The organism is Desulfosporosinus lacus DSM 15449 (assembly GCF_900129935.1).
GTDB classification, from domain to species: domain Bacteria; phylum Bacillota; class Desulfitobacteriia; order Desulfitobacteriales; family Desulfitobacteriaceae; genus Desulfosporosinus; species Desulfosporosinus lacus.
Genome location: NZ_FQXJ01000014.1, coordinates 92875 through 117499, shown reverse-complemented (window position 1 = coordinate 117499; position 24625 = coordinate 92875). Strand labels below are relative to the sequence as shown.

Sequence of the window (24625 nt, the reverse complement as noted above, 5' to 3'; positions counted from 1 at the left end):
TCCCCGTAATGCAGCATTTAATCGTAATGGTGCAGAACCACTTGATTTGGCAATATTACGGGGTTCCCTTGACAATTACCGTTTACAAATGTAATATACTAATAACTACAAGTGTAAACCTAATCTTGGCATGGAGGTTTAAAGATGTTAGAAACACCGAATATTTCCGATGCGGAATGGGAAGTCATGAAGATTTGTTGGTTGAAATCAGCTTGTACTGCCAACGAAATTGTTAGGGCATTAGAGCATCATACCGATTGGAAACCAAATACAGTCAAGACGTTAATCGGAAGACTAGTAAAGAAAGGAGCCCTCGGCTATAAAGAAGAGGGAAAGTTATATATCTACTATCCCTTAGTGGCCGAGGAAGAGTGTATCAAAGCAGAGAGTAAGTCCTTTCTGACCCGTGTTTTTGGTGGAGCCATAAAGCCAATGCTCGTCACGTTTCTTCAAGAAGAAAAACTCTCTCAAGATGAAATTAAAGAACTCAAACAGCTCCTTGAGGCAAGAAAGGACTGATAAGATGCTGATGACGCTATTTCAGGACAATTACCTGAACCTATTTAACTGGGTTTTAACAACGTCTGCCAAAGCTTGCATCTTCATCGTTTTTCTGCTGGGAGTAAAACATGTCCTTAGACATAGAATGGGAGCACGTTTCCAGTATATGCTATGGTCTGTTTTGATGATTGGATTAGTTTTACCATGGGTACCCAGTAGTCCACTGAGTGCCTATAATTTTATTAACCCGTCTTACATACAACAATTTTTATCCCCTATTTCTAAAGGTGCGACAGAGCCAACGACTAATGTCGTTGATACTATGCAGTCTAGCCCCGCCCAAACTGCCGCTGTTGATAGCAATTCCAGCAAAGCTACCCTAGACACGAATACACAGCAAACAAGAGAAAATAAAATCGCACCTTTAGCCACCTTTCCCTTCATATATAAGCTGATGTTCTGGATATGGCTTTTAGGAATTTTGATATTAACGACTCTTACAGCCCTTGTTAACAGACGATTCTGTAATAAAATTGAACATAATTTAGTCACTGACCCAAGGCTAATTACAGTTTTTAATCAACTTAAGGTGGAACTAAAGGTAAGAGCAGAGATTCCCCTGCTAAAGACGAGATATGTAAACAGTCCATCATTATTAGGCTTCATCCATCCAAGGTTACTGTTGCCGATTGGGATTGAGCAAACATTTAGTTTGGAACAAATAAGCCATATATTGTTACATGAGCTATTACATTTCAAACGTAAAGACATCATGATAAATTGGCTGACACAGGTCTTAGTAATCATTCACTGGTTTAATCCATTAATATGGTACGCCTTTTACCGAATGCGGGAAGACCAGGAAATATCTTGTGACGCTTTAGCCATGGAGCGAATCAATACGAAACAAACCAACGACTATGCTTATACGCTCCTCAAATTGGTAGAGACATACTCTAACACTCCGCGATTGATGGGATTGGCAAGTTTATCTGGCTCCAAATCTCAGATTAAGAGGAGAATAACCATGCTAAAAGAGTTCAGAATGTCTTCCGTTAAATGGTCTTTGATAGGATTATCAGTGATCGCTTTGCTAGCTGTTGTGGTTTTCACCAACGTTAAGAATCTACCGGACTACCATATACCAGTTAATCAAAGTGATATCAAAGAAATTCGCATTTCTATGAATGGTACAGAGAAAACAATTAATGATAAAGATTGGTCTTCTATAATTCAGGAGTTCAATAATTCCAAAATCACACGTGTCCGAAATCTTGAGGTAGATCACAGCTTGGTTGTTCTATTCGCCTTCAATGACGGAAGCGGAAGAACACTAGATTTTGCAGTGAACGGTAATGAAATAAGGGTATCTCGACATATCGGTGAAACAAAGGTGGATTATATCGCTGAAAATCCAGACATTGAAAATATTGTTACAAAATTGTATGACAATGCCGATACGTCAACCATAGACGTCCCACAAACCCCTGATGACTTAACCGCCGAGCAAGCCGGGTATAGTTCCCATTATCCTAAACTGGAGATTCTCAATGGAATTACCAAGCTTAATTGGACTAGGGGAGACGCCAACTACACTTCCCAGCCTGGCGTGTTGATTGGTAATACGAATTTCGGTTTAGGAATTGACGAAGCGATGAAATTACCAGTCAGTGTGCTTAAGCCAGAATCATGGCTTGAGTTCATGGCTGAGGAGGTTGCGGGCTTAGATAAGCCAACCTATCAGGTTAGGTTAGTAGATAGCAATAAACAATTGAAGTTGTATCCAATAAGCCAAAACTTAATCCTTCTCCCCAAAGCGGAAGGTGAATATTTATTTCAACTTCAGGTTAATTGGGGCAACGAAAATCACGTAATTTATTATTGGTTTCAGATAGAAACACAGTCAGCAACAGCAGTAGATTATTCAAGTGCTGCTCGAGATTTCTTAAGCCAGAAGAATCTCAAGATAGCTGTAAACAGTGTTGGCGCTGAAGATGTTCAACTGCCAAGTGATTTTACAGCCATTAAGGAGGGTGTTAGAGTTGGCGACCTATTAAGGAGAAGCAACGAATTATCGAAACTGAATAATTTAGACTTTTCTAAGTATATGGGTCAACGAGTTAAGATGTATACGGCTCAAATTGAAACTGGTGTCAGTGAATCAAATTATGACGTAGTCCTATTCCTAACCGAAAATAAAGTGGTCGGTTATTGGATTGATGCTGGAATGAAAGACCCTAAGCAAAACAGACCTGATTTTAATGTTTTAGTAAATCTTCTGATAGATCGAGCCTAAAATCATTTCTGTCAAAGCAGCCCAAGCCCATATCCTAGGCGTTCTGACTGACGGAGACATCGTATTTTGGTATAGCCTTAATCCCAGCGAAAACGGGGTATGCATCACAAAGTAAGCAAAATACTGCGGATCATCAAATGAAGAAGGTGAAGGTGAGGTGAGGTGAGGTGAGGTGAGGTGATTAGCTTGACCCATTCTATTTCCAAACGGATTGTCTTGATGCGTATCGTACTTATGCCGTAGCAACTGCGGGAATGCTATACTCCCATTCCCGTTCCATTCCGGAGGAAGAGATGTTTTTGGCTATGAACTTCACTATCGATGCCAATACGGATACCGGTGCTTTTGTCACACCCGACGGCAAGGAGAAAATTGAAGTATACGAAGGGCAGTTTGATGGCCGATTTAAAGACGTCCGACGCCGAGCAAAATGCCATCACAGCATTCCTGGCTTTACAGGGAATACGCCGGTGACGTTCCGGAGCAGCTGATGAACCAAATCAGGTATTATCTCACGAAGATGCTGCCATTCCATGCTGGTCTGGCTTGCCTCGCCTCGCAAGCAAGGGTATTATCAGTGCTCCCAGCTTCGAGAGTTGCCGCCAAGCGGCGGACAGAAAAGAGGAATATATAGAAGATGAAACACACAAGGATAATGGCGCTTGTCATGGCGCTTTCGGTTTTGACATTATCAGCTTGCTCAAGCGGAACGCCAGACGACGATATGACTGCGAACGCGATCCCGTCGCCCTTGTCGTCGGCAACTGTCGACCCGATAACGCCGCCGACTTCGACCGCACCGCCGACCACCGAGCCAACAGCAAAACCCTCGACCGAGCCGGTCCCTGCCCCGCCCACGGCAGATCCGGTTAGCGAGGAGAATACCGCCGTCCAGGAGACGCCGGTTTCCCTCGCTGAAAGGCCGGAGTTCAGTCCCGAGGATCGGGTGCGGGAGGAGGAGCTGATTTCGCTGCACGGCTATTCGATCGGCATGACCTTCGCTGAAACGCAGCAAGTATGGAAAATCCCGAAAAATATGATAGACTACGCGATTGGCAGATGGACGCCGGAGGCACCGAACCTCTATATCTATATAGGAAACATGGGTTATGAGTTCAAGCCTGGACCGGATGCCGTCGCCGATCATTTCGACAACTATATTCTTCAACACATATACTATGGGGAGACGATCTTCTGTGCGAATCGCGAGCCGCTCAGCGTGCTCCGGGATATCGAGCTTGGCGATAGGATAGAGGACACTCTTAAGTCCCTGCCCGGGAACCGGACGCCGCGGAGATGGACGATGGACCAGCTCTACGGCGAGTACGGCAAGCCGAATAGCGCGAGCTTGGAGTATATCACAAACTTGGGGTTTTATGAGCTGCGGATATACTGTGAAAGCAGCTGGATACGGTTGTCGTATGGCAGCAGCGGGAAGCTCTGGATCGCTGAAGTGTTTTCCATATAGGGATTATTTTGCCTTGCCAGCAAATAGGGCGGTCGGTTGATAAGGATAATTTGCCGGACAGCCTTGTGACGGTAGATAAGATAGTTTTTTCGCCGATTGATACGACAATCTATAAAGAACGGCGAATTATATTGATGCCCAAACGGTGTAAGGCAACTTTGTTTAATTTATAGGATTAAATTGCGGAGGTAAATTATGTCATTTGACTATGGGGAGCTCAGAACAAAAGCAAAGGCAATTGTTCGGATTCCGGAGCATTACCGACTGGCAATGGAAGACAATACTCGCCATGAGCAAGAACGGTCCTTCATTTGGGAGGATCCAGGCAACGATGACTGTCAAATCGAAATTTCGCAGGATATTGAAACTGGACAGTTAATCAGCCTGGATATCGATATGAAAGCCAAATATTCCGCCGATCAAGCTAGCTCGGCAGAGGAAGTGAGGGCTGTCACTGACGCTTTTTTAGCGAAACATACCTCTGATTATGACGCATTTACTTGGGTAAATAGCGAAGAAAAAGGAAACTTACGATTTATCACCTATAGGGAGGAAGTGGGAGGACTACCCCTTCCCGATACGGGCTGCAGAATGACACTGGACAGTGGGTTGAACGTCATCCGCTATCAATTGGAAAAATCCAGACGAAAAGCTGCTCCTAAACCAGAATGGCCCAGCATCATCGTTGATGTGGAGACTGTGAGGCAGCAAGTGTTGAAAACTATGCGAATGGAGCTAACGATTGTTGCATTATATCCGTCCATGTATGAAATGGAGGGAACAGAGCCTGAATACCGGCTTGTCTATGAACCGATCCCTGGCCATCACTTAATAGACGCTATTACAGGTATTGATCTGTTTGGAATGAATCATTATGTGATGCCCTCCTGTCTCCCAATCACTAAAATGGAGTCTGATAAAAGTAATGAGTCAACGCTTAAGGACATTGCGACCTTGGAGATAGAGCTTGGTATCGACCCAGAGTTATACCTGCTTGAGAATTCGAAGGATGACGGTGAGAGAATCAAAAGGTTGTATAAGTTCAGAGCGGAAGTAGTCGAAGATCCGGAAGCAGAAGCACTTTCTGTGGATGCTTATATGAAACGAAAATGGGGCGATTCACTACGGAATCTGGAAGCCTCGTTTATGATTCAAGTCGAGAAGTCCACGGGACGTCTGGTGGGGTTCCACCGGAGTGAACGGAAGAAAGATGCTGCACCGTCACTAACTCGGAAGCAGTGTTGGGAGAAGGCGGAACAGTTCTTGCAACAGGTATTCCCGGACTACACTTCTTACCTTCAAATCGAAGTCGATCAGGAGGATATGGACGTGCAGCTACGTGAGCGTGAGTTTTTCTACCTGCCTGTCTACATCGGCAATATCCCTGTTAACCATGAACGGGTCATGGTTAGTGTCAGCACTTCAACCGGGAAAATCTGCGTCTATATGGGAGTCTCTTATGAAATGATTCGTGAGCTGGAAGAGTGTAATTTCCTCTATCCGACTCTGACAGCGGAAAAGGCGTTTGGCCTATACAGTGAGTATGTCAGATTCCGACTTAGATGGTTTAAAGACTTGGAGGACGAGGATCTGCCGGTTTATCGGTTGATCTATGAGCCTATAACGACTCGTCGAAACGAATTTTCCTTGGCTGCTGGCTGTAATCCAGGATTAAAATATATCGATGCCTGCAATGGTGAGCTTATTTGGGAGAGGAGATAAGTGACTATTTCCAGAGTCAACCGGTAATTATCTGGTCTGTTTCAAAAATATTGTCTTTAACAAGTGGATGAAATTCGATGACAAATGAGGATGAATCGATGGACTTACTAACCGTAGATATTAAACACGCAGGTTATTCTGACAACACGGAGGTCATCAAAAATGTGACCTTATCTCTGAAACCGGGGGAACTCGTAGGCCTGATTGGTCCTAACGGAGCGGGGAAAAGCACTACAATTAAGGGGATCATGGGCTTGCTGCCGGTGATGGACGGTAAGGTGGAATTCGCCGGGGCGAGGAAAAACTTTGCCTATATCCCAGAACAGCCCGTACTATATGAAGGGTTAACACTTTGGGAACATTTAGAACTAGCTGCCGCTGCCTATGAAATCGAGCGAAAAGTATTTGTACCAAAAGCTGAGGAACTTCTCAAACTCTTCCGCCTTACGGAAGTCAAGCACCATCTGCCGGGCAGCTTTTCTAAGGGCATGCAGCAAAAGGTCATGCTTATTGTGAGTTTTTTACTTGAGCCCTCAGTTTTTGTGGTGGATGAGCCTTTTGTGGGGCTGGATCCCAGGGGTACGAAGGACTTCCTGGCTTATTTAAACCAGGCTAGAGCTAAGGGAGCAGGAGTATTGATGTGTACACATATCTTGGATACTGCGGAACGAATCTGTAGTTCTTTTGTATTAATGAACGCTGGGGGAGTTATAGCTCGGGGAGATCTTGCAGAAATCAGGGAACAATGCCAGTTACCTAAGGGCTCTCTATTGGAATGTTTTGATAAACTCCTGGAGAATAGCTAAATGATTACCGTGACTAGGCTGTTTTTTCAGCGAATTATTTCAGACTGGAACTATCAGTATCAAGTATGGAGAACCGCCGTAGATTGGATTGTAGCTCTTTATATTGTCATCCCTTTTTCGGCTGGTTTCATTTATTATTATCTTTCCTGGTGGAGGGCGGTCCCTGGGTGGCTGGACTATATTCCCCTCAATGCTCTGTCAGCAATTATTGTCATCTTCGCTTGGTCAGGTACAATACGTATTTTCGTGGAGGGTGCGGATCAGCTCTTCCTCTTACAGCGCAAAGTGTGGATGAGCCGGATTATTAAGTATAGTTTAGTGTATGCTGTTGTCTATAACCTTGTGGTAACCTTATTGTTGCTGACTATTCTGGCGCCACTTTTATTATTGCATTACGGTTTTTCTTTGATAAGTGTCGTATGGCTAACCGTTTTAGTCCTTCTCCTTAAGAACTGTATAGGTCTTGGTAAACAACTTATCGAACTTCGTTTCAAGGGTTGGGCCAAGCGCATGGTGAAACTGATCATTTTTTTAGTAATAGGTGTGTATGTGAGGCAAAGTGTGGCTCTTTTGTTGAGTCGCAGCGGTCTGTTTTATCTGTCTATGTTAGTACTCTTGATCATCTTAAGTAAGCTCTTATATCAACGGGCTAAATTAAAGGGGATTTTCTTTGAAGATGTTGCCAGGGAGCAAACTGCTAGGCTCAGACTAGCTAAGTACATGCTGCAGAATGCCGGAACCTACGTAAAAAGGCCAAGATTCTCCAGAAAACGCCCCTTATTATTCAGAAACTCTAATTTGCTCTTTAAAAAACGCAACCCTGTGAACGGTTTGGTGGAAATGTGTCTTAAATATGAGTTGCGTAATGAGAAAGATGTTGAGTTTTATCTTAAAATGGTTGGGGTAAGTATTTTAGCTATATTAGTCTTTCCCCCGGATTATGGATGGCTTCTCTGGTTTGTTTTTTCAATTATGATATCCAACGTCGTTTGGTTGTTTTGGCAAGAGGTTATTAAGGACCCCTTTGTCTGTTTATTCCACTGGCTCCCAGAATCGAAGATTGCGGCGATGAGCAAAGCCATATTTCTTATGGCTTTGCCGGGGCAACTTATTCTCGGTGTTGTGGTGGCAGCTAAGACGCACTCATGGTTGGGGGGGCTGGTGATGGTGCCTGTCATAGTTCTTACAGGCTATTATATTGCCAGAAAGATTTCATTAAAGTCTTAAAAGCGCCCTAAAATGCGGAGTAGAACCCATTGGTTAACCTTTTATCTCATAAATTAGTCCTAGGCTTTAACAGCCTGGGATTTTGTTTTGTTAGGATTAGGTCTAGGTAGAATTCAGAGGATGTGGCATCTCCTGACTGGCGGTAGAGGTACAGAGATAACATCCATTTTGATCGAATCAATAACGGGGCATTTTTTGAGGAAATGGTATCTTTAAAGGCACTGGATTATAAAGTGCTGGACATTGATGAAAACTAAGCTATGGCTCAGAAGATGGCTATCACCTTAAAGCGCCTCTCTGCAACCCCGATCAATACAATTCTGTACTATGCGGATGCGTCGGAATACAAAGGTACTGCTTTAAGTCCAATTTCAAATTTTATCCACTTCATTTGAATGGCAATCAACACTGATGAAGGAAAAAGTAAATACCGGATATTGATGATAGTTGATTTTTCTAAACTCCAGTAGGTTGCTGAAATTTAATAAAAATACCTTAAATAACCAACATTGATAGGTAACGGTAGTGTAAATGAGCGCATAGATAGTATATAATTATGATGCAAACTAGAATTATTCTAATGTTATACGAGGAGTTAGAACAATGGAAAACAAATGCTTTAAAATTGTCGTATCAGGAGATATATGTGTAAATTTATTACAGTGGAGAACTGATCAACAGTGTACTAAGGGTTTGAATTGGCAGTCTTATCCACATGTTCACAATAGTTTTAAAAATGGTGAGGCACTGCTTTTGTCAAAGTTTGTAACTCTTGCAACTCAGGCTTCAATAAGTTCACCGCAAATTCAAGACCTAGAAGCTGCGTTGCCCAAAGAACTTCTTCGTTCTACTGTAGAGTTAGAGCTTTTTCCTGAAACCCTCAATAAAAATGATAATCATAAAGTATACCGCATCAGCCGCTATCTTGGATTTACAGGACTGACCTCTTGTAGGCCTATGTTACTACCGATCATAGATGATGACCAAAATGCAGATATGGTCATATTAGATGATGAGAATAACGGTTTTAATGCTAACGAAGAATTCTGGCCTTTAGCAATAAAAACACCTGGAAAATCACCTATTGTAATCTATAAGGTGAATCATCCTACCAGTTCAAGTAAGCTTTGGCATAATATAAGAGATTTTCATATTCAAAATACCATTGTCGTTATCAATAGTGATGATTTACGAGCAAAAGGAGTAAATATTAGTAAAAGCCTTTCTTGGGAAAAGACGGCCCAGGATTTTGTGTGGCAAATGAATCATAACCCCGACCTGGCCTTCCTTGCTCACTGTCATCACCTTATAGTGCCTTTTGGCCTTGAAGGTGCGATATATTATCAAAATAAAGGAGTAGCGGAATCTCAATTGTATTTCTTAACTTATGAAGTTGAAGGAGGTTTTATCAAAGACAATCAAGGCAAAATGTTTGGATTAACCTCTTGCTTTGTTGCTGCGCTGTCCCGTAATATAGCTACAGGAATTTGTAATAATGAAGAACTTAGTAAATCAATAGGGGAAGGTATACGCGAAGGCATTGTTGCTGCTCAAAAATATTTTGTTTATGGTTTTGGTGAAACTATTGAGGAAAGTGCTTTTCCCAATCCTTTAATCTTTAAGGAAGCCGAAAATGATTTTGTCTGTAAAGAGCATATTCAAGATGTACTGATACGTGATACAAATAATTCTTCAATCTGTGAGACTGACTGGTATATTATTAAAGACAAAAGTTCCAGTAGTTTAGCAGACATAGCTTATAATATCGTCAAAAGTGGAGAAAAAAGTGCCCTCAAGTATATCCCCATAGCCCAATTTGGCAAATTAAAAACAGTGGACAGGGCGGAAATTGAGGGTTATAGAAGCATCAAAAACCTAATGACGGAGTATATTTCTACCAAAAATACGGTTCGTCCGCTGTGCATTGCTGTATTTGGAACACCAGGGTCCGGGAAATCCTTTGGGGTAGCAGAAGTGGCTTCAAGTATTGCCCCAGATTTAATGGATCAATTAAATTTTAATTTATCTCAATTTCAATCATTGGTAGACTTATTTGCTGCCTTCCATAAAGTCCGAGACCTTTGCCTGAAGGGAAAGGTTCCGTTAGTTTTTTTTGACGAATTTGATTCGGCTTTTGAAGGAAATCTAGGTTGGTTAAAATATTTTCTAGCACCTATGCAGGATGGGGAATTTAAAGAAGGAGATTCTATTCATCCTATCGGAAAAGCTATTTTTGTCTTTGCCGGTGGTACCAGTAGTACATTCCAAGAATTTGGCGGAGAGGATATTGCGGATGAATTGGAACATAAACAATTTCTAAAAAAATTTCAAAGTGCTAAAGGTCCAGACTTTGTAAGTCGTCTAAGAGGGTACGTAAATATTCTCGGACCTAATCAAACAGATGAACAGAAGGATCAATTATTCATTGTTCGTAGAGCAATGCTATTGCGATCACTACTGGAACGCAAAGTACCTCATCTATTAAATGAGCGAGGGCAAGCTCAAATAGATAATGGTATTTTACGAGCAATGCTCAAAGTTACACGATATAAACATGAATCCAGATCAATGGAAGCCATTTTAGAGATGAGTATGCTAACCGACAGTAAAAAATGGGAGCAATCACATTTGCCCTCTAAAGAACAGTTGAAATTACATGTTGATGAAGAACAATTTTTACGTCGTTTAATGCATGATGCTTTCTATAGTGAGAAATTTGAAAGTTTGGCAATGGATCTTTATAGGCATACTTTGCTCAACAAAGATAAGAATGAATCAGAATTAAATTGCCTAAAATCCTGGGAAACTCTTTGTAATGAACAGAAAGAGTCTATCTACGAACAAATAAAGCATATTCCTGATGCTTTGCATAGGATCGATTACGATATTATCTCTGTTAAGGAAAAACTCGAAGCTGTAACCTTTACAGAACGTGAATTAATTGCTTTAGCTGAATATGAGCATGAACGCTGGTTACTTCAAAAAAAGGAAGCTGGCTGGAAACTAGATGCTATTATAGATGAAGAGAAAAAATTACACCCTTTACTAGTACCTTGGAAAAAATTATCCGACAATGACAGAAATGAATTAATTGTAACGATTAAATTTTGGCCAGAAATCCTGGCAAATTCAAATTTTAAGATAGAACGACTCAAGTTTCTTTCTTATTGTGAGACTGCACTTTAATTTTCCCCAAAAAGAGCCTTTGGGGAGGCGATATAGCGTTCTGTAAAGCCTATTGACATTTCTTATTCTACAGAGTTAGAATGATATTGCATACTAATGCTGTAGAATGGAGGGGGATAAATGCAACAGGAAATTCCAAAGGTCACAGAACGCGAGCTTGAAATTATGGAGATTATCTGGCAGAACAGGGAAATGTCAGCTGTGGATATTGCAGCTCATTTCCTAAGGCCGGAAAACGGTGCTCATTTTAAGAATACTACTTACACCTTTATCAAACGCCTTGTTGAGAAAGGTGTGATTGAGCGGAGGGAGCCGGGCTTTAGATGTCTTCCTCTTTTTGGACGCGATCAAATACTACTCAGCGAAACAAAGTCCTTTATCGACAGAGTTTATCAAGGCTCGTTCAATCAGTTATTTGCTCAATTTATTGAAAATCGGGTTCTGTCCGATGGGGAGTTAAAAAAGCTCCGAGATTTGATCGACAAAACGGTCAAAGGAGGGGATGACAATGCTTGAGAGCGTTTTCAAAGGGGTACTGAACATCAGCTTGTATGCAACCGTTGTGGCTGTGGCAATTATGCTCATAAAAGTAGTATGCGGCAAACGGCTGTCTCCTTCCTTTCATTACGGAATATGGTTTGTATTTTTGCTCAAATTGGTGATTCCTTTTGATATCAAGAGTATGTTTAGCCTGTTTACATTGTTTAATCAAGTTGCTCCTGTCCCTGTAATTGATAAGGTCAATACGGTTTTGCCGCCAATGACAACCGGTGTATTGATCAATCCTGCAAATCAGCAGCCTCCAATCTTAACTCCAGAACTAGCTGTCCCTGCTCACGGGCTTGACCTCTGGAATGTCGCAGCGCTGATTTGGGTTCTCGGTATCCTGGTGATGTTCGCCGTGTTGTTATTCTCCTACATCAAAACGTCCAGAATCCTTAAGGTAACAGTGGAAGAACCTGATGACAGACGGTTGGCTCTGCTGGAAAAGTGCAAATCTGACCTTAAGATGCGCAGCAAAGCCTCGGTTTGCATCACGAGGTCCTTTGAGATACCGTTTATTTTTGGCTTTCTCAAGCCTGTGATTATCCTGCCTGAGCGCATTTATAAGAACCTTACAGATGAAAGGATCATAGCAATCCTCTCCCACGAACTGATGCATATCAAACGCAGGGATTACGTGGTCAATCTTATTTTGTTCCTGCTTAAATCGGTTTACTGGTTTAATCCGGTGGTCTGGTTGTCCTTCGCCTGGCTGAAAAACGACGGGGAACGGGCGTGTGACAGTGCGGTTGTCAAAAACTATTCAAGCGAAAGGCGCAGGGAATACGCCAGAGCATTACTCGATGTTGCTTCTTGTGTGGGGGAACGCAGGCCTGTTGTAGCCGTATCGTCGTTTGCGGAGGGAAATTTAAAGGCTAGAGTGAAAAACGTCTTAACCGGACGGAAATATTCTTATATAGCTTCCTTCGCTGCGGGTGCTGTAGTGATCATTGCCGGAACTGTTTTGCTTACAGGGGCACCTACCAAGAGCGAAGATATCCGTCCCGGTGCAAGTATAACCGAAACTCAGGATGAAGGTGCTGAAGCAGAAGTTATCAGTCTGGTCGAGAATTTCGGTAAAAAACTTCAGATGGTTTCCCTTACAGCGCCTAGAGATTACGTAAACAAAAGTATCCAAGAGAACTACGGAGATCTAGTATCCCCCGAGCTTTTGTCGGCATGGCAAAAAGATCTTCAGGATGTTCCGGGCAGGGTGGTTTCGAGTCCATGGCCGGATCGAATAGAGATTCTAAGCATTCAGAAATCATCATCAGAGTATGACGTGAAGGGCGAAATCTTAGAGATAACGAGTGTGGAGATGCAAAATGGTGGTGTTGCCGCCAAGCGGCCAATTGATCTTAGGGTAAGGAAAGTCGAGAATCGCTGGCTGATTACTGAGGTCAAACTTGGTGCCTACGAGGAAGCTAACCCTAGGGAGTACCAAAATCCCCAATATGGTTTTAATTTTTCTTTGCCGGAGAGTTGGCAAGGCAATTCGATAATCACCGCTACTTGGGAAGGTTTAAGCTTGGAAGGTTCACAAGGAGAAATTGTAGAAACCGGACCGCTGCTTTCCATCCGGCATCCTCAATGGACCGCACAAAACCAACGACAGGATATTCCGATTATGATATTTACACGTGCCCAATGGAATTCCCTTCTACGGGAAGACTTTCATATTGGAGCGGCACCTATCGGACCAAGCGAACTTGCTCATAACAGCAAATACGTTTTCGCCCTACCTGCACGTTACAACTTTGCTTTTCCGACAGGCTTTGAAGAAGTGGAAAATATTTTAAAGAATAGTCCTCTCCAGGTTTACGAACCAATTTCCTCGGCAATAACGCCGGAACCGTAAGCAAACAAACCGACACTGCAGCAGGAGCATCATTTTTAGATGTAGAGATAGGTAAAGGAGACCACACGTTCGGAGAACAGACTCCGGTGTTAACGCTGACTCTGATTTTGATATGAAACAAATTGACGGAACTGAAGTTAAACTGCGTAAAACCCACAATGATAATTTGCCAGCTGGTAAGTTTACAATCCCTGAGAATGGTTTGGAATGTATGATTTATTCGACTGTGCAGGAATCTAAGTAGAGAAAGCGGCAGCATCAATTTTACAAGCTTATTCAAAGCTGTAATAATGAGACATGAATTGGGAGCAACTGTGAATTACCTGCTACGGTCCGTTGTCAATTACATACAGGATGTATAGTTTTCATTATAGAGGGAAGAACCAACTACATTAGCTATAGGGCCTTTTAGATAATTTGTTACTTTAACCTCAATCATTACAAATATAGGGGAAGGGGGCAATATGCACTGAAAAGGAACGAAAAAGCAAACGATACAACTGTAGCGCAGAGTTGATTTTGAACGACTGACTATTTTACAATAATTTATTTGGAATTTTTCTGGATTTAATGAAGAAAATCCTCCTCCTTAATTGTCTAAGTAATAAGGATAAAAAATTATTACTAGGAGGATGAAAATCATGAAAAAACTAGCTCTAACATTTCTATTCGTTGCCGTAATGTTGTTTGGATCCAGCCCCGTACTTGCGTCCCCAGAATCATCTGTATCAAACCCCATCGATGGAGGAAGTGGCATTGAAGCATTACAGCTTATTCAGGGCGGGTACAGCAGTATTCAAAATGCCGGGAACAATCAGGTTAGCATCTACGGTGAAACATTGACTTATAAGGTCACTGACATTGTTGGTGTGAAATTTCATCTTCAATACAACAATAATGGCTCGTGGGTTACTCTAGACACTGTGAGTCGAGAAGGTTATGATACAAATTTATTTACTACAATGGTCGGCTACACAGTATCTCCGGGATATACTTACAGGGTTGCGACTGAACACTATGCTTATGATGGGTCTTTTAAGGAGACTGCCTGGACTTATACATCGGGAGTATACATGCCATAGCCATTGCCGTTATTTTGAAATCACGAAAACACAAGAGAGCATTCTGACCAAATGCTCTCTTGTGTTTTTTTCTCTAACTATCCTATGCCACTGACCTCGCGACCTTAATCAGTTCCTCTTTTTCGATTTTCCCAATCAACGCTATCCCAAGTCCTCTCATTGCCCATCGAAGAATTAATGTTCCATCTTTAGTCTTGATCAAATGTCCCTCATTTCCATTGATTTCGATTTTTCTAACCTGCGCATCATCCGAGTCATTTATGGCTATGCTCATGACCCATGCACAAAACTTAGTTTGTTCTCTTAGCTGGCTAATATTGCAGAATGCTTTATAAAAACCTTCTTGAACCGCGTCTTCGGCAAGATCTGGGTCCCTTGCGATGAGGTTAACAGCAGTAAATACTCTATAATAACAGCGTTCATATAATTCTTCATCGAGGTGGCTCTTCTTATCCTTAGAGAAAAACAACTGCCGCACCCCCTGTCTTCAAATGCATTAGTCATCTATTCCAAGATTGTTGCCGTCAAATCCTTTTTTAGGGAATGCAATTCAAACCATACTAATCTAAAGTCCCTCTTTACATAGGGGTTTTATCCTATTTTAAATTTATTTCGAAATTTATGAAGCTTTTTCCATGGCTCAATTGTCTAATAAGTATAGCGGGTAAATTGGTTTAAATAAACCAGTTGTTAAGAGGTCAATAATAATTAATTATTAGGGAGGTGGAGAGGAAGTTAATGAGGGACTAGATATTTATCTAAAAAATTATTATTGGAGGAGATAGTATGAAGAAAAAAGTTAGTATTATATTGTTTACTTCACTATTATTAGTGTTTACATTAACAACTTCGGCGTTTGCTGGATCACTTTACCTAAATGTACCTGGTACAATACAAGAAGAAGATAATTGGTGCTGGGCAGCTAGTAGTGTATGTGCTTTAAATTATCAAAGCCTTGGAGTTACACAAAATCAGTTTGTGACTTATGTCAAAGGCTCACCTGTTGACGAAGCCGGATGGCCTTGGGAAGTTCAGTCTGGCCTAGAGCACTGGGATGTGGACAATGATTGGACGGTAGGAAATATTAGTTGGACTAATGTCAAAGATGATATAAATAATTATGCCCCCATTATAGCATCAATTGCATGGTCCCCCTTGTGGGAATTCCAAGGTCACATGATGACGATTTATGGATATTACGAAGACGCCTATGTTAATAATGTGAGCTATATGGACCCTTGGGAGAGTAATCCAAGATGGAATTCTAGAACATATAGTAGTTTCGTTAGCAATGATGATTGGACATGGACCGCAACAAATTATAATTTGGTATATTAATAAAAAGAGGGGGTTTAGTAATGAAAACTAAAATATTTCTCTTAACCCTAATGTTCATGTTTCTTTTAAGTACAAACGTGTTCGCCGTGGAAAAATTGCCGGCAGATGTTTTGGAAGCTTTCCGATCTGATGTTAAAAGTTTTCAAAATCAAATGTTGGAAGAAAGAGATCAGACACACAATCTTACGGATGTGGACATTTATGAAATACAAGATGCGGGATACAAAGTTTATAGACTTGATGCAAAAAAGGTACTTAATGAGGCAAATACTGATTTATACGATGCTTTAATTTCCACTGATAAGTGGTATATACCTGTTACAGAACGAGTAAGATATGTTGTAGATAAAGTTGATGGTGTTTATAAATTAGTTGGCTATGGCGTATATGACGAGAAAAATGCTATTCCATATGAAACTTTGGAAAAGAAAGCTATGGAAATAGGGTTAAAAGATCTTGTTTATATTGATGAACCAGCTTTACATATTAATGGTTTTATTGGTAAAACAGCTAAAGGCAGTCAGCTATTATCCTTTAACAAAAACGATGACCTCAAACTTCAAAAGAATGAAATAAAGGATGGCAGAGAATTAATCGATGAAATTAAAATCAAAGTAAATGAAGCAAAAATGAACGGAAACCAAGGATATGGAGGTTCCGGTGGATTTAATTCCAACAACAATCAAGTACAAATATTATTCTTTCTTTTATCAATTTGTACAGTAATAGGGATATTTATGTACAAGAAATTAAAGCTCCAAAAAGAATAGAGTTCGCATTATTGAAGTTCTATTTAAAGAAGCCACTCCATTGTCTGGAGTGGCTTCTTATTAGGGTGTGCTACCTAATTATGATGATTAATTATTGTTTGTTTTTATGATTCGGAGAAATTGGGTTCGTTACTATAAGTCGAGAAGGTTATAATATAGATTTATTTACTACAATGGTCAGCTACACAGTATCTCTGGGATATACTTACAGAGTTGCGACTGAACACTATGCTTATGACGGGTCTTTAAGGAGACTGCCTGGACTTATACATCGGGAGTATATATGCCATAGCCATTGCCATTATTTTGAAATCACGAAAACGCATGTGAGCATTCTAACCAATGACTCACATGCGTTTATTTCTTTATTGTTGCCGTCAAATCCTTTTTTAGGGAATGCAATTCACCATACGAACCCAAAGTCCCTCTTTACATAGGCCTTTTATCCTATTTTAAATTTATTTCCAAAATTTATGAAGCTTTTTCCACGGCTCAATTGTCTAATAAGTATGAGAGGGTAAACTGGTATATCAACCATATATTTAAAAAACATTGGTAGTAGAATGCTAAAAGAGATCCGTTAAAAAGATTAATATCGAAAACCATTGACTGTTTACAGGTTCCCGTTGTAGTAGAAGAAAAAGAATATCCAGGTTTCTATGAGAAAGTTAAACGAGTAAACCCATTGATTAAATTTACTGAAAGTACTCGATGTATTTTGAAAGGGGGTGATGGTCTTGAAAGCTCTTTTTCTTAATTCGGCACAATTGCCGCAAGTTTTGGACTATTGGTAACAACAATAAACGCTAACACAAACTGCATTTGTATCATTCATCAGCCTAAAATGCCACAAAATGCAGAGAAGCTCCGTAAATTTTAATGCAGATACACTCTTATCAATTATGTAAGAGGCAATGAATAAATTGCTGGCTCCAAATAATTGAATAAAGTAGAAGTTACTGCGAGTATTCAGCAGTATATCAATGGAAACTGGCAGACAATTAAAAGCTGGACAAGCATTTTCAACAGCAACAGCATTGATTTATTTAAAGAAAGGTATGTCGTGAGCGGTTATTATTACTGTTTGGGTTCAACCGGAGCAGTCTATCAGAATGGTGTCCTGATGGAACAGACTTCTTACACTGGGCCGAGCTATTGGTATTAGGCTTAAAAAGCAAAGTTTGAATCGGATGCTTTGGAGGAAATATGTTAATTGAAAAAAATAAAATCACAAGGAGGGATAAATATGAAAAAGTTTGGTAAAATTCTTACAATATCGTTATGCCTTATTGCGTTGTTTTCAACCATAGCTATGGGTGTAACAACACCAAGTGGAGGAAACTGGAATTACGGTCAAGAATGGGACGACATGTATGAGATGGCGTATTCTTATTACTATCATGGCAGCTTAGATCATGGTTCATATGCTGCAGTAGACGGAGAGTCCGCAGATGGATGGGATTTTAAAGCGGCTGGATTAACTTCAGTCTCAAATTCTGAAACACTATATTATCCATATCACGTTATCGTTCAATGCACCGATGATGAAATATCTCCTTCAGTTTATGAGCACGATTGGTACAACACGAAGTAATTTCGGCCCAATTGTTCCGTCAGGAGCGAATGATTAATGGATATCTTGTGACCCATACAGTTTTAAACTTATCCATCTCTTCCGAAGCTGCGGCTTCGGAAGAGGCCTTTCCGCAGCAAACGCTTCAGTTTCAATGTAAACACAATTAATTCTAGTAAAAGGGGAGAATATGTTTGAAAAAATGGATAGCTATTATTTTAATAATAATTTCTTTCTTTACGACCTATATCTTCTTTGATGACAATAATAAAGAACAATTAGGCCGTATGATTAATGCTGAATATTTTGAAAAGAATACTTATAGACTACTTATGCCAGCCGAAGTTACAAGTCAATCGCAAGAAGATGTTTATAAAAAAATTAAAATAGTATTAACAAAATATCAAGGCAATATGTTTTTTAAAAGGTTGGACAATAATACAAGAATTAATTATGTATATCTCTCAACCCCCGATTATCTTGCTAAATATTATACGCTTAACCAGGGAAGATTCCTCAATGAAGCTGATTTCAGCAATAACACCGACTATTTTTTATCAACAAAGAACACAGGCAGTACCAAGCAAATTGGGCAGATTGCCGATTTCGGAGGAAACGATGATTTAAGAATAGAAACATTAAAAAGTATGATTGATAATAACCAATTATATAATGGTTATTGTACCGTTCAATTTAACCCAAATGTTAATATTGATTCATTTACGCGCGACCTTTCTGAAGCAACTAATGGCAGTGTGACCTATGCGGCGTTAAATATTATTGAATCAAATAGAAATCATTTTAGTAATTACTTAGCGATTCTTGTCTTATATCTGGTGATTATCTTATTGATTTTATACGATATATTAAAATCATATAAAGAAATCGGCATAAAAAAGATGTTGGGATATTCAACAAAGGAAATATGGCTAAACAAAGTATTAACCTTATTATCATTACAGCTCGTAATTGCAATTATTTCCTATGCTATTTTCAGTATTATAAAAATACAGGAATTCAATGTTTTATACTGGCAGTTTACTTTTAAGATAATAGGAATATATGCTATAGGTATTTTTATTTCCTTTTTGATTTTTTCCATACCATTTTTACATATTAATAAAATCAAAGTTTCTGATATGGTGAAAAATAAAAAACCGGTCAGCGCAATCGTTTTCTTCAATTATTGTATAAAAATCTCAACGGTTGCTGTTTTTCTAATTTTAATAAGTCATATAACGAATAATTTTACTGCAATAAAAAATGAATTTACCAACTCTTACAGTCAATGGGAAGACACCAAAAACTATGTCTATATAAAGGGTTATAAAATTCAATTTAATAATGGTCCGTCAGAAGAATACATTTCAAAACTAAAAACAATATATGAATATTTTAATAAAAGAGAAGCTATCCTAGCTGATTTTTCAGATTTCACCCCGGATTCGCTTAAAATGCTTAGGCAGGAAACCTCATATTCATGGGAAAGGGATTGGGTAACTATAAACCCCAACTATTTAAAGGAAAATCCGATATACGATGTTGACGGGAACAGAGTGTTTATTGAGGAAACCGATAATAATTATGTTACATTGATTCCGGATAAATATCGTTCTTCCGAGTCTGATATTCTAAAGAAAATAGCTTTCTGGAAAAACGGTTCTCGTGAACCTGTTAAATCTCAGCAAATTAAAGTAATATGGATCAAATCGGGCCAGAAGTTATTTTCTTATAATATAAATGTCAATCCGAATCAGGGAAATTATGTGACAGATGCTTTTCTGAATGTAAAAACCGAATCCAATATGAACACTTTTGATTATATGTACGTTGCTAATTATAAAGGTAATCCTTTTAAAATTAAAATTGATAACGCTTTGGAACCAGCGGAATCTGTTGAGAATGTATTATCTCAATTAGATTTAAATATTTATCAACCGATAATAATCTCTGTCTATGACACCATTGCGGCCGAGAGCAAATCCGTACGCGATATGGTTCAAAAATTCGGCATGGCAATTGCCTTGCTTGTTATGATTATCGTTATTGTGTTAATGCAAAATATTTATAATTACTTTGATTTATATAAACAACGTCTAGTCATTCAAAGTTTTCATGGTTATAAAAAATACCACAAATATTTTGATTTCTATTTTTTAATGCTATTAAGCTGGATAATAATCTTTAACTTGGCAGTATTTCTCGGAAATATTCAGTTCTTATCGGTTATAGGGTTTACTTTATCCTTTAGTATAAAAGAAATATTTGCTCTAACTATATGTTTATATATCATTGAAGCCGTCTTCACACTAATTTATTTGCCCTTTGTTGAAAAAAAGAAAATCGTCGAATATCTTAAAAGGAGCGCTTAGCAATGAATATTATCGAACTGAATAACGTCAGTAAAACTTATGGAAATAAAATCGTATTGGACAAATTTTCTTTGCAGATAAATGAAGGTGATTTTATCGCTATAATGGGTCCCAGCGGCAGCGGGAAAAGTACGCTTTTAAATATTATCGGATTACTGGAGAAAGTAGATGCTGGGAATGTAATTATCGATGGAGCAATAAATATTCATACAAATAGCTCAAAATCGACAAGAATTCTAAGAGAAAAGATTGCTTACCTGTTTCAAAACTTTGCGCTCATTGACGAAGAAACAGTTCAATATAATTTAAATTTAGCCTTAAAATATTTTCATGGAACAAAAAAGGATCGGCTTGTCCAACTGAAAAAAACTTTGAATTTCGTTGGGCTGGAAGGGTATGAAAAACGGAAAATATATGAGTTAAGCGGCGGAGAACAACAACGCGTTTCAATTGCGCGGCTAATGTTAAAACCATCAAAAATTATTTTAGCGGATGAACCAACCGGTTCACTGGATGAACAAAACCGGGATCTCATTTTAGACTATTTGGAAAAATTAAATAGTGAAGGTAAAACTATCGTGCTTGTTACACACGATTACTATGTGGCAAGTAAATGTTGCAAAGTAATAAATTTATAAGTATTTGGCGGAACTTGTCGTTCCGCAAAAGTACCTCCCTCTATAAATTAGAGCAACCTTGCAAATGCTCCTTTTTTCATAATTTTTCGTGTTAGTTTGAATGACCTTAATAAGGACTGAACCGAAGAAACCGTTGTGTAGTAGTAAAAGGGGCATACTTTTACCGATAACATTAAAATCATACGAAAAAAGCGAAAAACGCATGTGAGCATTCTAACCAATGGCTCACATGCGTTTATTTCTTTAATTATCCTAGGTCACTGACCTCGCGACCTTAATCAGTTCCTCTTCTTCGATTTTACCAATCAATTCTATCCCAAGCCCTCTCATTGCCCAGCGAAGAATTAATGTTCCATCTTTAGTCTTGATCAAATGTCCCTCATTTCCGTTGATATCGATTTTTTTAACCTGCGCATCATCCGAGTCATATAAGAAGCTCCCGTTATGACCTGCAACTAAATTATTCTGGATTATCCTCAATGGCTGGTTATTTAAAGAGTACTCCATTTTAATGGAATACGAATCTCCCGTCACTTGGGTTAGAAGGACTTTCTTCAACTCGGTACCCTGAGGCAGATAATGCGGTTTGGCAACGCTAAAGTAAACAATTTTCTCAACTTCATCTAACGTAACTTCCTTCTCGGACGAAAGCTCATTTCTCTCAATCGCGGGAGGAGCCGGATTACCCTTCTGCACAGTATTTACGTTATAGAGACTTCCTCCTAGAAAAACCTTAAGGGAGTTGATTAGCCTCTCCCCAAGAGCGGATGCCGTTGATGGGCTTAGAAAAGAAACTGAAATGACTATCAGTAATACAGCAGCTGCCGTAAGTGTGGCTTTTCTAAACCGGTTTTTTCGTTTTTTCGTAACACCATAACGCTTAACATAATCTTCCCACTGCGCTTGAACCGGGGGCCCATCTAGTTCACTTGCTTCCCGTAAAAGGTCTTTCCTGATTTGTTGTCCTAACTTATCTTCAAACTCATCTCTCATAATCCACACTCCTCCAGACCCGCTGATGATTTATTGAGCGCAGTTATTCTGTATTTTTCTCGGGCACGACGAAGTCTTTGATTTACATTTTGAGTTGAAGTCGCAAGGACAACTGCAATTTCTTCAGTAGAGTAGTCTAAAAAATACTTTAGTACAAGAATCTCCCGATCCGCAATATTAAGTTCGACTAGGACATTTTCTACTTCATTTTTAAGTAATACAAAATCGCTAACCGGATCAGATGGGGTGTTTCCGCTGGAGTTAATCTGGCTAAATAATTCCATTTCGTTCGTCAACACCTGACGAGAATTTTTCTGCAGCATATTTTTAGCTTGATTTATGGCTATGCTCATGACCCATGCACAAAACTTAGTTTGTTCTCTTAGCTGGTTAATATTGCAGAATGCTTTATAAAAACCTTCTTGAACCGCGTCTTTGGCAAGATCTGGGTCCCTTACGATTAAGTTAACAGCAGTAAATACTCTATGATAACAGCGTTCATATAATTCTTCATCGAGGTGGTTCTTCTTATCCTTAGAGAAAAACAACTGCCGCACCTCCTGTCTTCAAATGCATTAGCCTCTATTTCAAGATTGTTGCCGTCAAATCCTTTTTTAGGGAATGCAATTCAAACCATACGAACCCAAAGTCCTTCTTTACATAGGACTTTTATCCTATTTTAAATTTTTCCCAAAATTCATGAAGCTTTTTCCATGGCTCAATTGTCTAATAAGTATAAGAGGGTAAAATGGTTTAAATAAACCAGTTGTTAAGAGGTTAGTAATTATTTAGGGAGGTGGAAAGGAACGAAGCATGGAAGCTGGATCACGAGGTTCAGGTCCTTTGGCAGAATAGCCATCCTGAAGCAGAGTGGTAATGCAGGATAAATCGGTCATCCAAAGTCAAGTGCTTTTTGGACATTTCCGGGTCGTTTAGAAACCTTTTATTACTCGTGAATTTCCAGTTTGACTCAATGAAAAAGCAAAATTCCTCCCACTAAAGTAGGAGGAATGCTATAAAGTTGGTTCGAGGAAACCCTTGCCCCAACTGCCTCGGCGAATGCCGAGAGTCTATTAATAAGTTAGGAGGGTAGATTGCTTATTTAATTTGTTATATAAAAAAAGGAAAGGTGTGTAATGATAAATTGGATAAAAAGAAAATAAAGATATTTAAACGGCTTACAATAAGTGCGGGCGTATTATCATTATTAACTGTGCTATTGGTTGGAAACATTGTTTATGCAAAAACTGAACAATCAAAATTGGAAATAGAAAAAGAAGGTAAAGCTTTTCAGTTCAAGGTAGAAAAAATGGTTAGTGATTCAGCTATTAAAACTTTCGATATAGACACTAAAAAATATGAACCTCTTTTTTCAGATGATTTAGAAAAAGAAAGTACTAGCGTAACCGAAGATATAAGAACTAAAGTAAGCGCTGCTGAGTTTACATTAGGTACGAGTAGAATGCTTAAAATAGGTGATAGATTCCCAACTTATTTCTTTGGAGGAAATGAAGTTTTAATAGCAATTGAGCATGCCGATGGAACTATGTCTCTCGTTAAATATGATGTATCAAAACAAGACCCACTTCAAACTGATCATATAGTTAAGGAGGTCAAATAAAATACATGAAAGGTAATAAATATAAAATTATTGTATCGACATTAATCCTATTGTTTTTATGTGCAGTTCCCGCGTACGCATTATCTTTAACTTGTAAATCCCAGTTCACTAGTACTGGAATTTCAAATCCATATATAGGTGGTTTGTCATATACTACGGGCTCAGGTTACGACTCTTATGAAATAGATAGTTATCTTTTTCAAGATGGCTCTATAGTAGACGAAGACCATGATTCTGATTCTTCTTGGGCACAGGGAGATATAGGTTGTAATAACCCAACTGGGTATCAGAATTGGACCATTCGTGGATATCACATAGGCTGGATTCAAGAGAATGATATTACCAATACAACTCGTGAAATATATAATGAATAATGTTATTTGCCTCCCAAAAGTGTACTCAGCGGTTTGAAAACAAAGAAAAAACGAGTGATGAAGAAGGCTTCACCCACGGCAAAATGGTCAACTGCCTTTTCCACACAAAAATACGCTTTCCTCCGGCTCAACAAGCCATGGCAAGCGTATTTTTTTCACTGTTATCGGAGCGAATCTTTACCCCTAACCGGATTTACAGCCCTGCCAGTTTTTGCTATAAACACCTACGCCTAACGACAAAAAATGTCAGCTCGAAA

General features: G+C 39.3%; 24 protein-coding genes. 21 read left to right on the top strand and 3 right to left on the bottom strand.

Going from position 1 to position 24625, the window contains the following annotated elements:
• Positions 1-144: 144 nt before the first annotated feature.
• The 12 genes from BUB11_RS17835 to BUB11_RS17785 all read left to right on the top strand — a co-directional run bounded on the left by BUB11_RS17835 (position 145) and on the right by BUB11_RS17785 (position 14689).
• Positions 145-519 (top strand): BlaI/MecI/CopY family transcriptional regulator, encoded by a 375-nt coding sequence (locus BUB11_RS17835; protein WP_073031108.1) that lies wholly within the window; start codon positions 145-147, stop codon positions 517-519.
• A gap of 4 nt (positions 520-523) precedes the next feature.
• Positions 524-2797 carry a M56 family metallopeptidase gene (locus tag BUB11_RS17830; protein WP_073031107.1) on the top strand — a complete coding sequence of 758 codons (2274 nt, stop codon included), beginning with the start codon at positions 524-526 and terminating at the stop codon, positions 2795-2797.
• Between the two features lie 254 nt (positions 2798-3051).
• Positions 3052-3288, top strand: coding sequence for a hypothetical protein (locus BUB11_RS17825; RefSeq protein WP_143187648.1), 237 nt, complete (start codon positions 3052-3054; stop codon positions 3286-3288).
• Positions 3289-3434: 146 nt separating this feature from the next.
• On the top strand, positions 3435-4265 hold the full coding sequence (locus BUB11_RS17820; RefSeq protein WP_073031105.1) for a hypothetical protein: 831 nt from the start codon (positions 3435-3437) through the stop codon (positions 4263-4265).
• Positions 4266-4460: 195 nt separating this feature from the next.
• Positions 4461-5987 (top strand): YcdB/YcdC domain-containing protein, encoded by a 1527-nt coding sequence (locus BUB11_RS17815; protein ID WP_073031104.1) that lies wholly within the window; start codon positions 4461-4463, stop codon positions 5985-5987.
• 98 nt (positions 5988-6085) lie between these two features.
• Positions 6086-6793 (top strand): ABC transporter ATP-binding protein, encoded by a 708-nt coding sequence (locus BUB11_RS17810; protein ID WP_073031146.1) that lies wholly within the window; start codon positions 6086-6088, stop codon positions 6791-6793.
• A complete protein-coding gene (locus BUB11_RS17805; RefSeq protein ID WP_073031103.1) occupies positions 6794-8020 on the top strand; it encodes an ABC transporter permease in 1227 nt (408 codons plus the stop codon).
• Positions 8021-8623: 603 nt separating this feature from the next.
• The gene (locus tag BUB11_RS17800) at positions 8624-11206 is read left to right on the top strand and encodes a RyR domain-containing protein (protein WP_073031102.1); all 2583 of its coding nucleotides are present in this window, start codon (positions 8624-8626) and stop codon (positions 11204-11206) included.
• Between the two features lie 120 nt (positions 11207-11326).
• A complete protein-coding gene (locus BUB11_RS17795) occupies positions 11327-11722 on the top strand; it encodes a BlaI/MecI/CopY family transcriptional regulator (RefSeq protein WP_084110379.1) in 396 nt (131 codons plus the stop codon).
• On the top strand, positions 11715-13607 hold the full coding sequence (locus BUB11_RS17790) for a M56 family metallopeptidase (protein WP_073031101.1): 1893 nt from the start codon (positions 11715-11717) through the stop codon (positions 13605-13607). The genes BUB11_RS17795 and BUB11_RS17790 overlap by 8 nt, the downstream gene beginning before the upstream one ends.
• A 112-nt stretch (positions 13608-13719) precedes the next feature.
• Positions 13720-13851 (top strand): hypothetical protein, encoded by a 132-nt coding sequence (locus BUB11_RS28835; protein WP_282434021.1) that lies wholly within the window; start codon positions 13720-13722, stop codon positions 13849-13851.
• Positions 13852-14248: 397 nt separating this feature from the next.
• Positions 14249-14689: a hypothetical protein gene (locus BUB11_RS17785; protein ID WP_073031100.1), complete on the top strand. Its 441-nt coding sequence runs from the start codon at positions 14249-14251 to the stop codon at positions 14687-14689.
• An 82-nt stretch (positions 14690-14771) separates the two neighbouring features.
• Here the strand turns inward: BUB11_RS17785 and BUB11_RS17780 are convergent, their stop codons facing one another.
• Entirely contained in the window at positions 14772-15158 is a 387-nt protein-coding gene (locus BUB11_RS17780; protein ID WP_073031099.1) for a DUF4367 domain-containing protein, read from the bottom strand.
• Between the two features lie 317 nt (positions 15159-15475).
• Here BUB11_RS17780 and BUB11_RS17775 point away from each other — a divergent pair, with 317 nt between their 5' ends.
• The 7 genes from BUB11_RS17775 to BUB11_RS17745 all read left to right on the top strand — a co-directional run bounded on the left by BUB11_RS17775 (position 15476) and on the right by BUB11_RS17745 (position 21380).
• Positions 15476-16027 carry a C39 family peptidase gene (locus BUB11_RS17775; RefSeq protein ID WP_073031098.1) on the top strand — a complete coding sequence of 184 codons (552 nt, stop codon included), beginning with the start codon at positions 15476-15478 and terminating at the stop codon, positions 16025-16027.
• Positions 16028-16047: 20 nt separating this feature from the next.
• Positions 16048-16797 (top strand): hypothetical protein, encoded by a 750-nt coding sequence (locus tag BUB11_RS17770; RefSeq protein ID WP_073031097.1) that lies wholly within the window; start codon positions 16048-16050, stop codon positions 16795-16797.
• A gap of 766 nt (positions 16798-17563) precedes the next feature.
• Positions 17564-17677 carry a cyclic lactone autoinducer peptide gene (locus tag BUB11_RS17765; protein WP_073031096.1) on the top strand — a complete coding sequence of 38 codons (114 nt, stop codon included), beginning with the start codon at positions 17564-17566 and terminating at the stop codon, positions 17675-17677.
• Between the two features lie 60 nt (positions 17678-17737).
• A complete protein-coding gene (locus BUB11_RS17760; protein ID WP_242947594.1) occupies positions 17738-17962 on the top strand; it encodes a hypothetical protein in 225 nt (74 codons plus the stop codon).
• Positions 17963-18043: 81 nt separating this feature from the next.
• Positions 18044-18391, top strand: a complete 348-nt coding sequence (locus BUB11_RS17755; protein WP_073031095.1) for a lactococcin 972 family bacteriocin — start codon at positions 18044-18046, stop codon at positions 18389-18391.
• 173 nt (positions 18392-18564) lie between these two features.
• Positions 18565-20742 carry a hypothetical protein gene (locus tag BUB11_RS17750; protein ID WP_073031094.1) on the top strand — a complete coding sequence of 726 codons (2178 nt, stop codon included), beginning with the start codon at positions 18565-18567 and terminating at the stop codon, positions 20740-20742.
• A gap of 2 nt (positions 20743-20744) precedes the next feature.
• A complete protein-coding gene (locus BUB11_RS17745; RefSeq protein ID WP_143187646.1) occupies positions 20745-21380 on the top strand; it encodes an ABC transporter ATP-binding protein in 636 nt (211 codons plus the stop codon).
• Between the two features lie 252 nt (positions 21381-21632).
• On the opposite strand, the gene BUB11_RS17740 is transcribed toward BUB11_RS17745, so the two are convergent.
• Entirely contained in the window at positions 21633-22373 is a 741-nt protein-coding gene (locus BUB11_RS17740; RefSeq protein ID WP_073031093.1) for a DUF4367 domain-containing protein, read from the bottom strand.
• A complete protein-coding gene (locus BUB11_RS17735) occupies positions 22370-22930 on the bottom strand; it encodes an RNA polymerase sigma factor (RefSeq protein WP_242947593.1) in 561 nt (186 codons plus the stop codon). The genes BUB11_RS17740 and BUB11_RS17735 overlap by 4 nt, the downstream gene beginning before the upstream one ends.
• Positions 22931-23517: 587 nt before the next feature.
• Between BUB11_RS17735 and BUB11_RS17730 the strand changes: the two genes are divergently transcribed.
• Together BUB11_RS17730 and BUB11_RS17725 are read left to right on the top strand one after the other, a co-directional pair.
• A complete protein-coding gene (locus tag BUB11_RS17730; protein WP_073031091.1) occupies positions 23518-23994 on the top strand; it encodes a hypothetical protein in 477 nt (158 codons plus the stop codon).
• Positions 23995-23999: 5 nt separating this feature from the next.
• On the top strand, positions 24000-24368 hold the full coding sequence (locus BUB11_RS17725; RefSeq protein WP_073031090.1) for a hypothetical protein: 369 nt from the start codon (positions 24000-24002) through the stop codon (positions 24366-24368).
• The last annotated feature ends 257 nt before the right edge of the window (positions 24369-24625 follow it).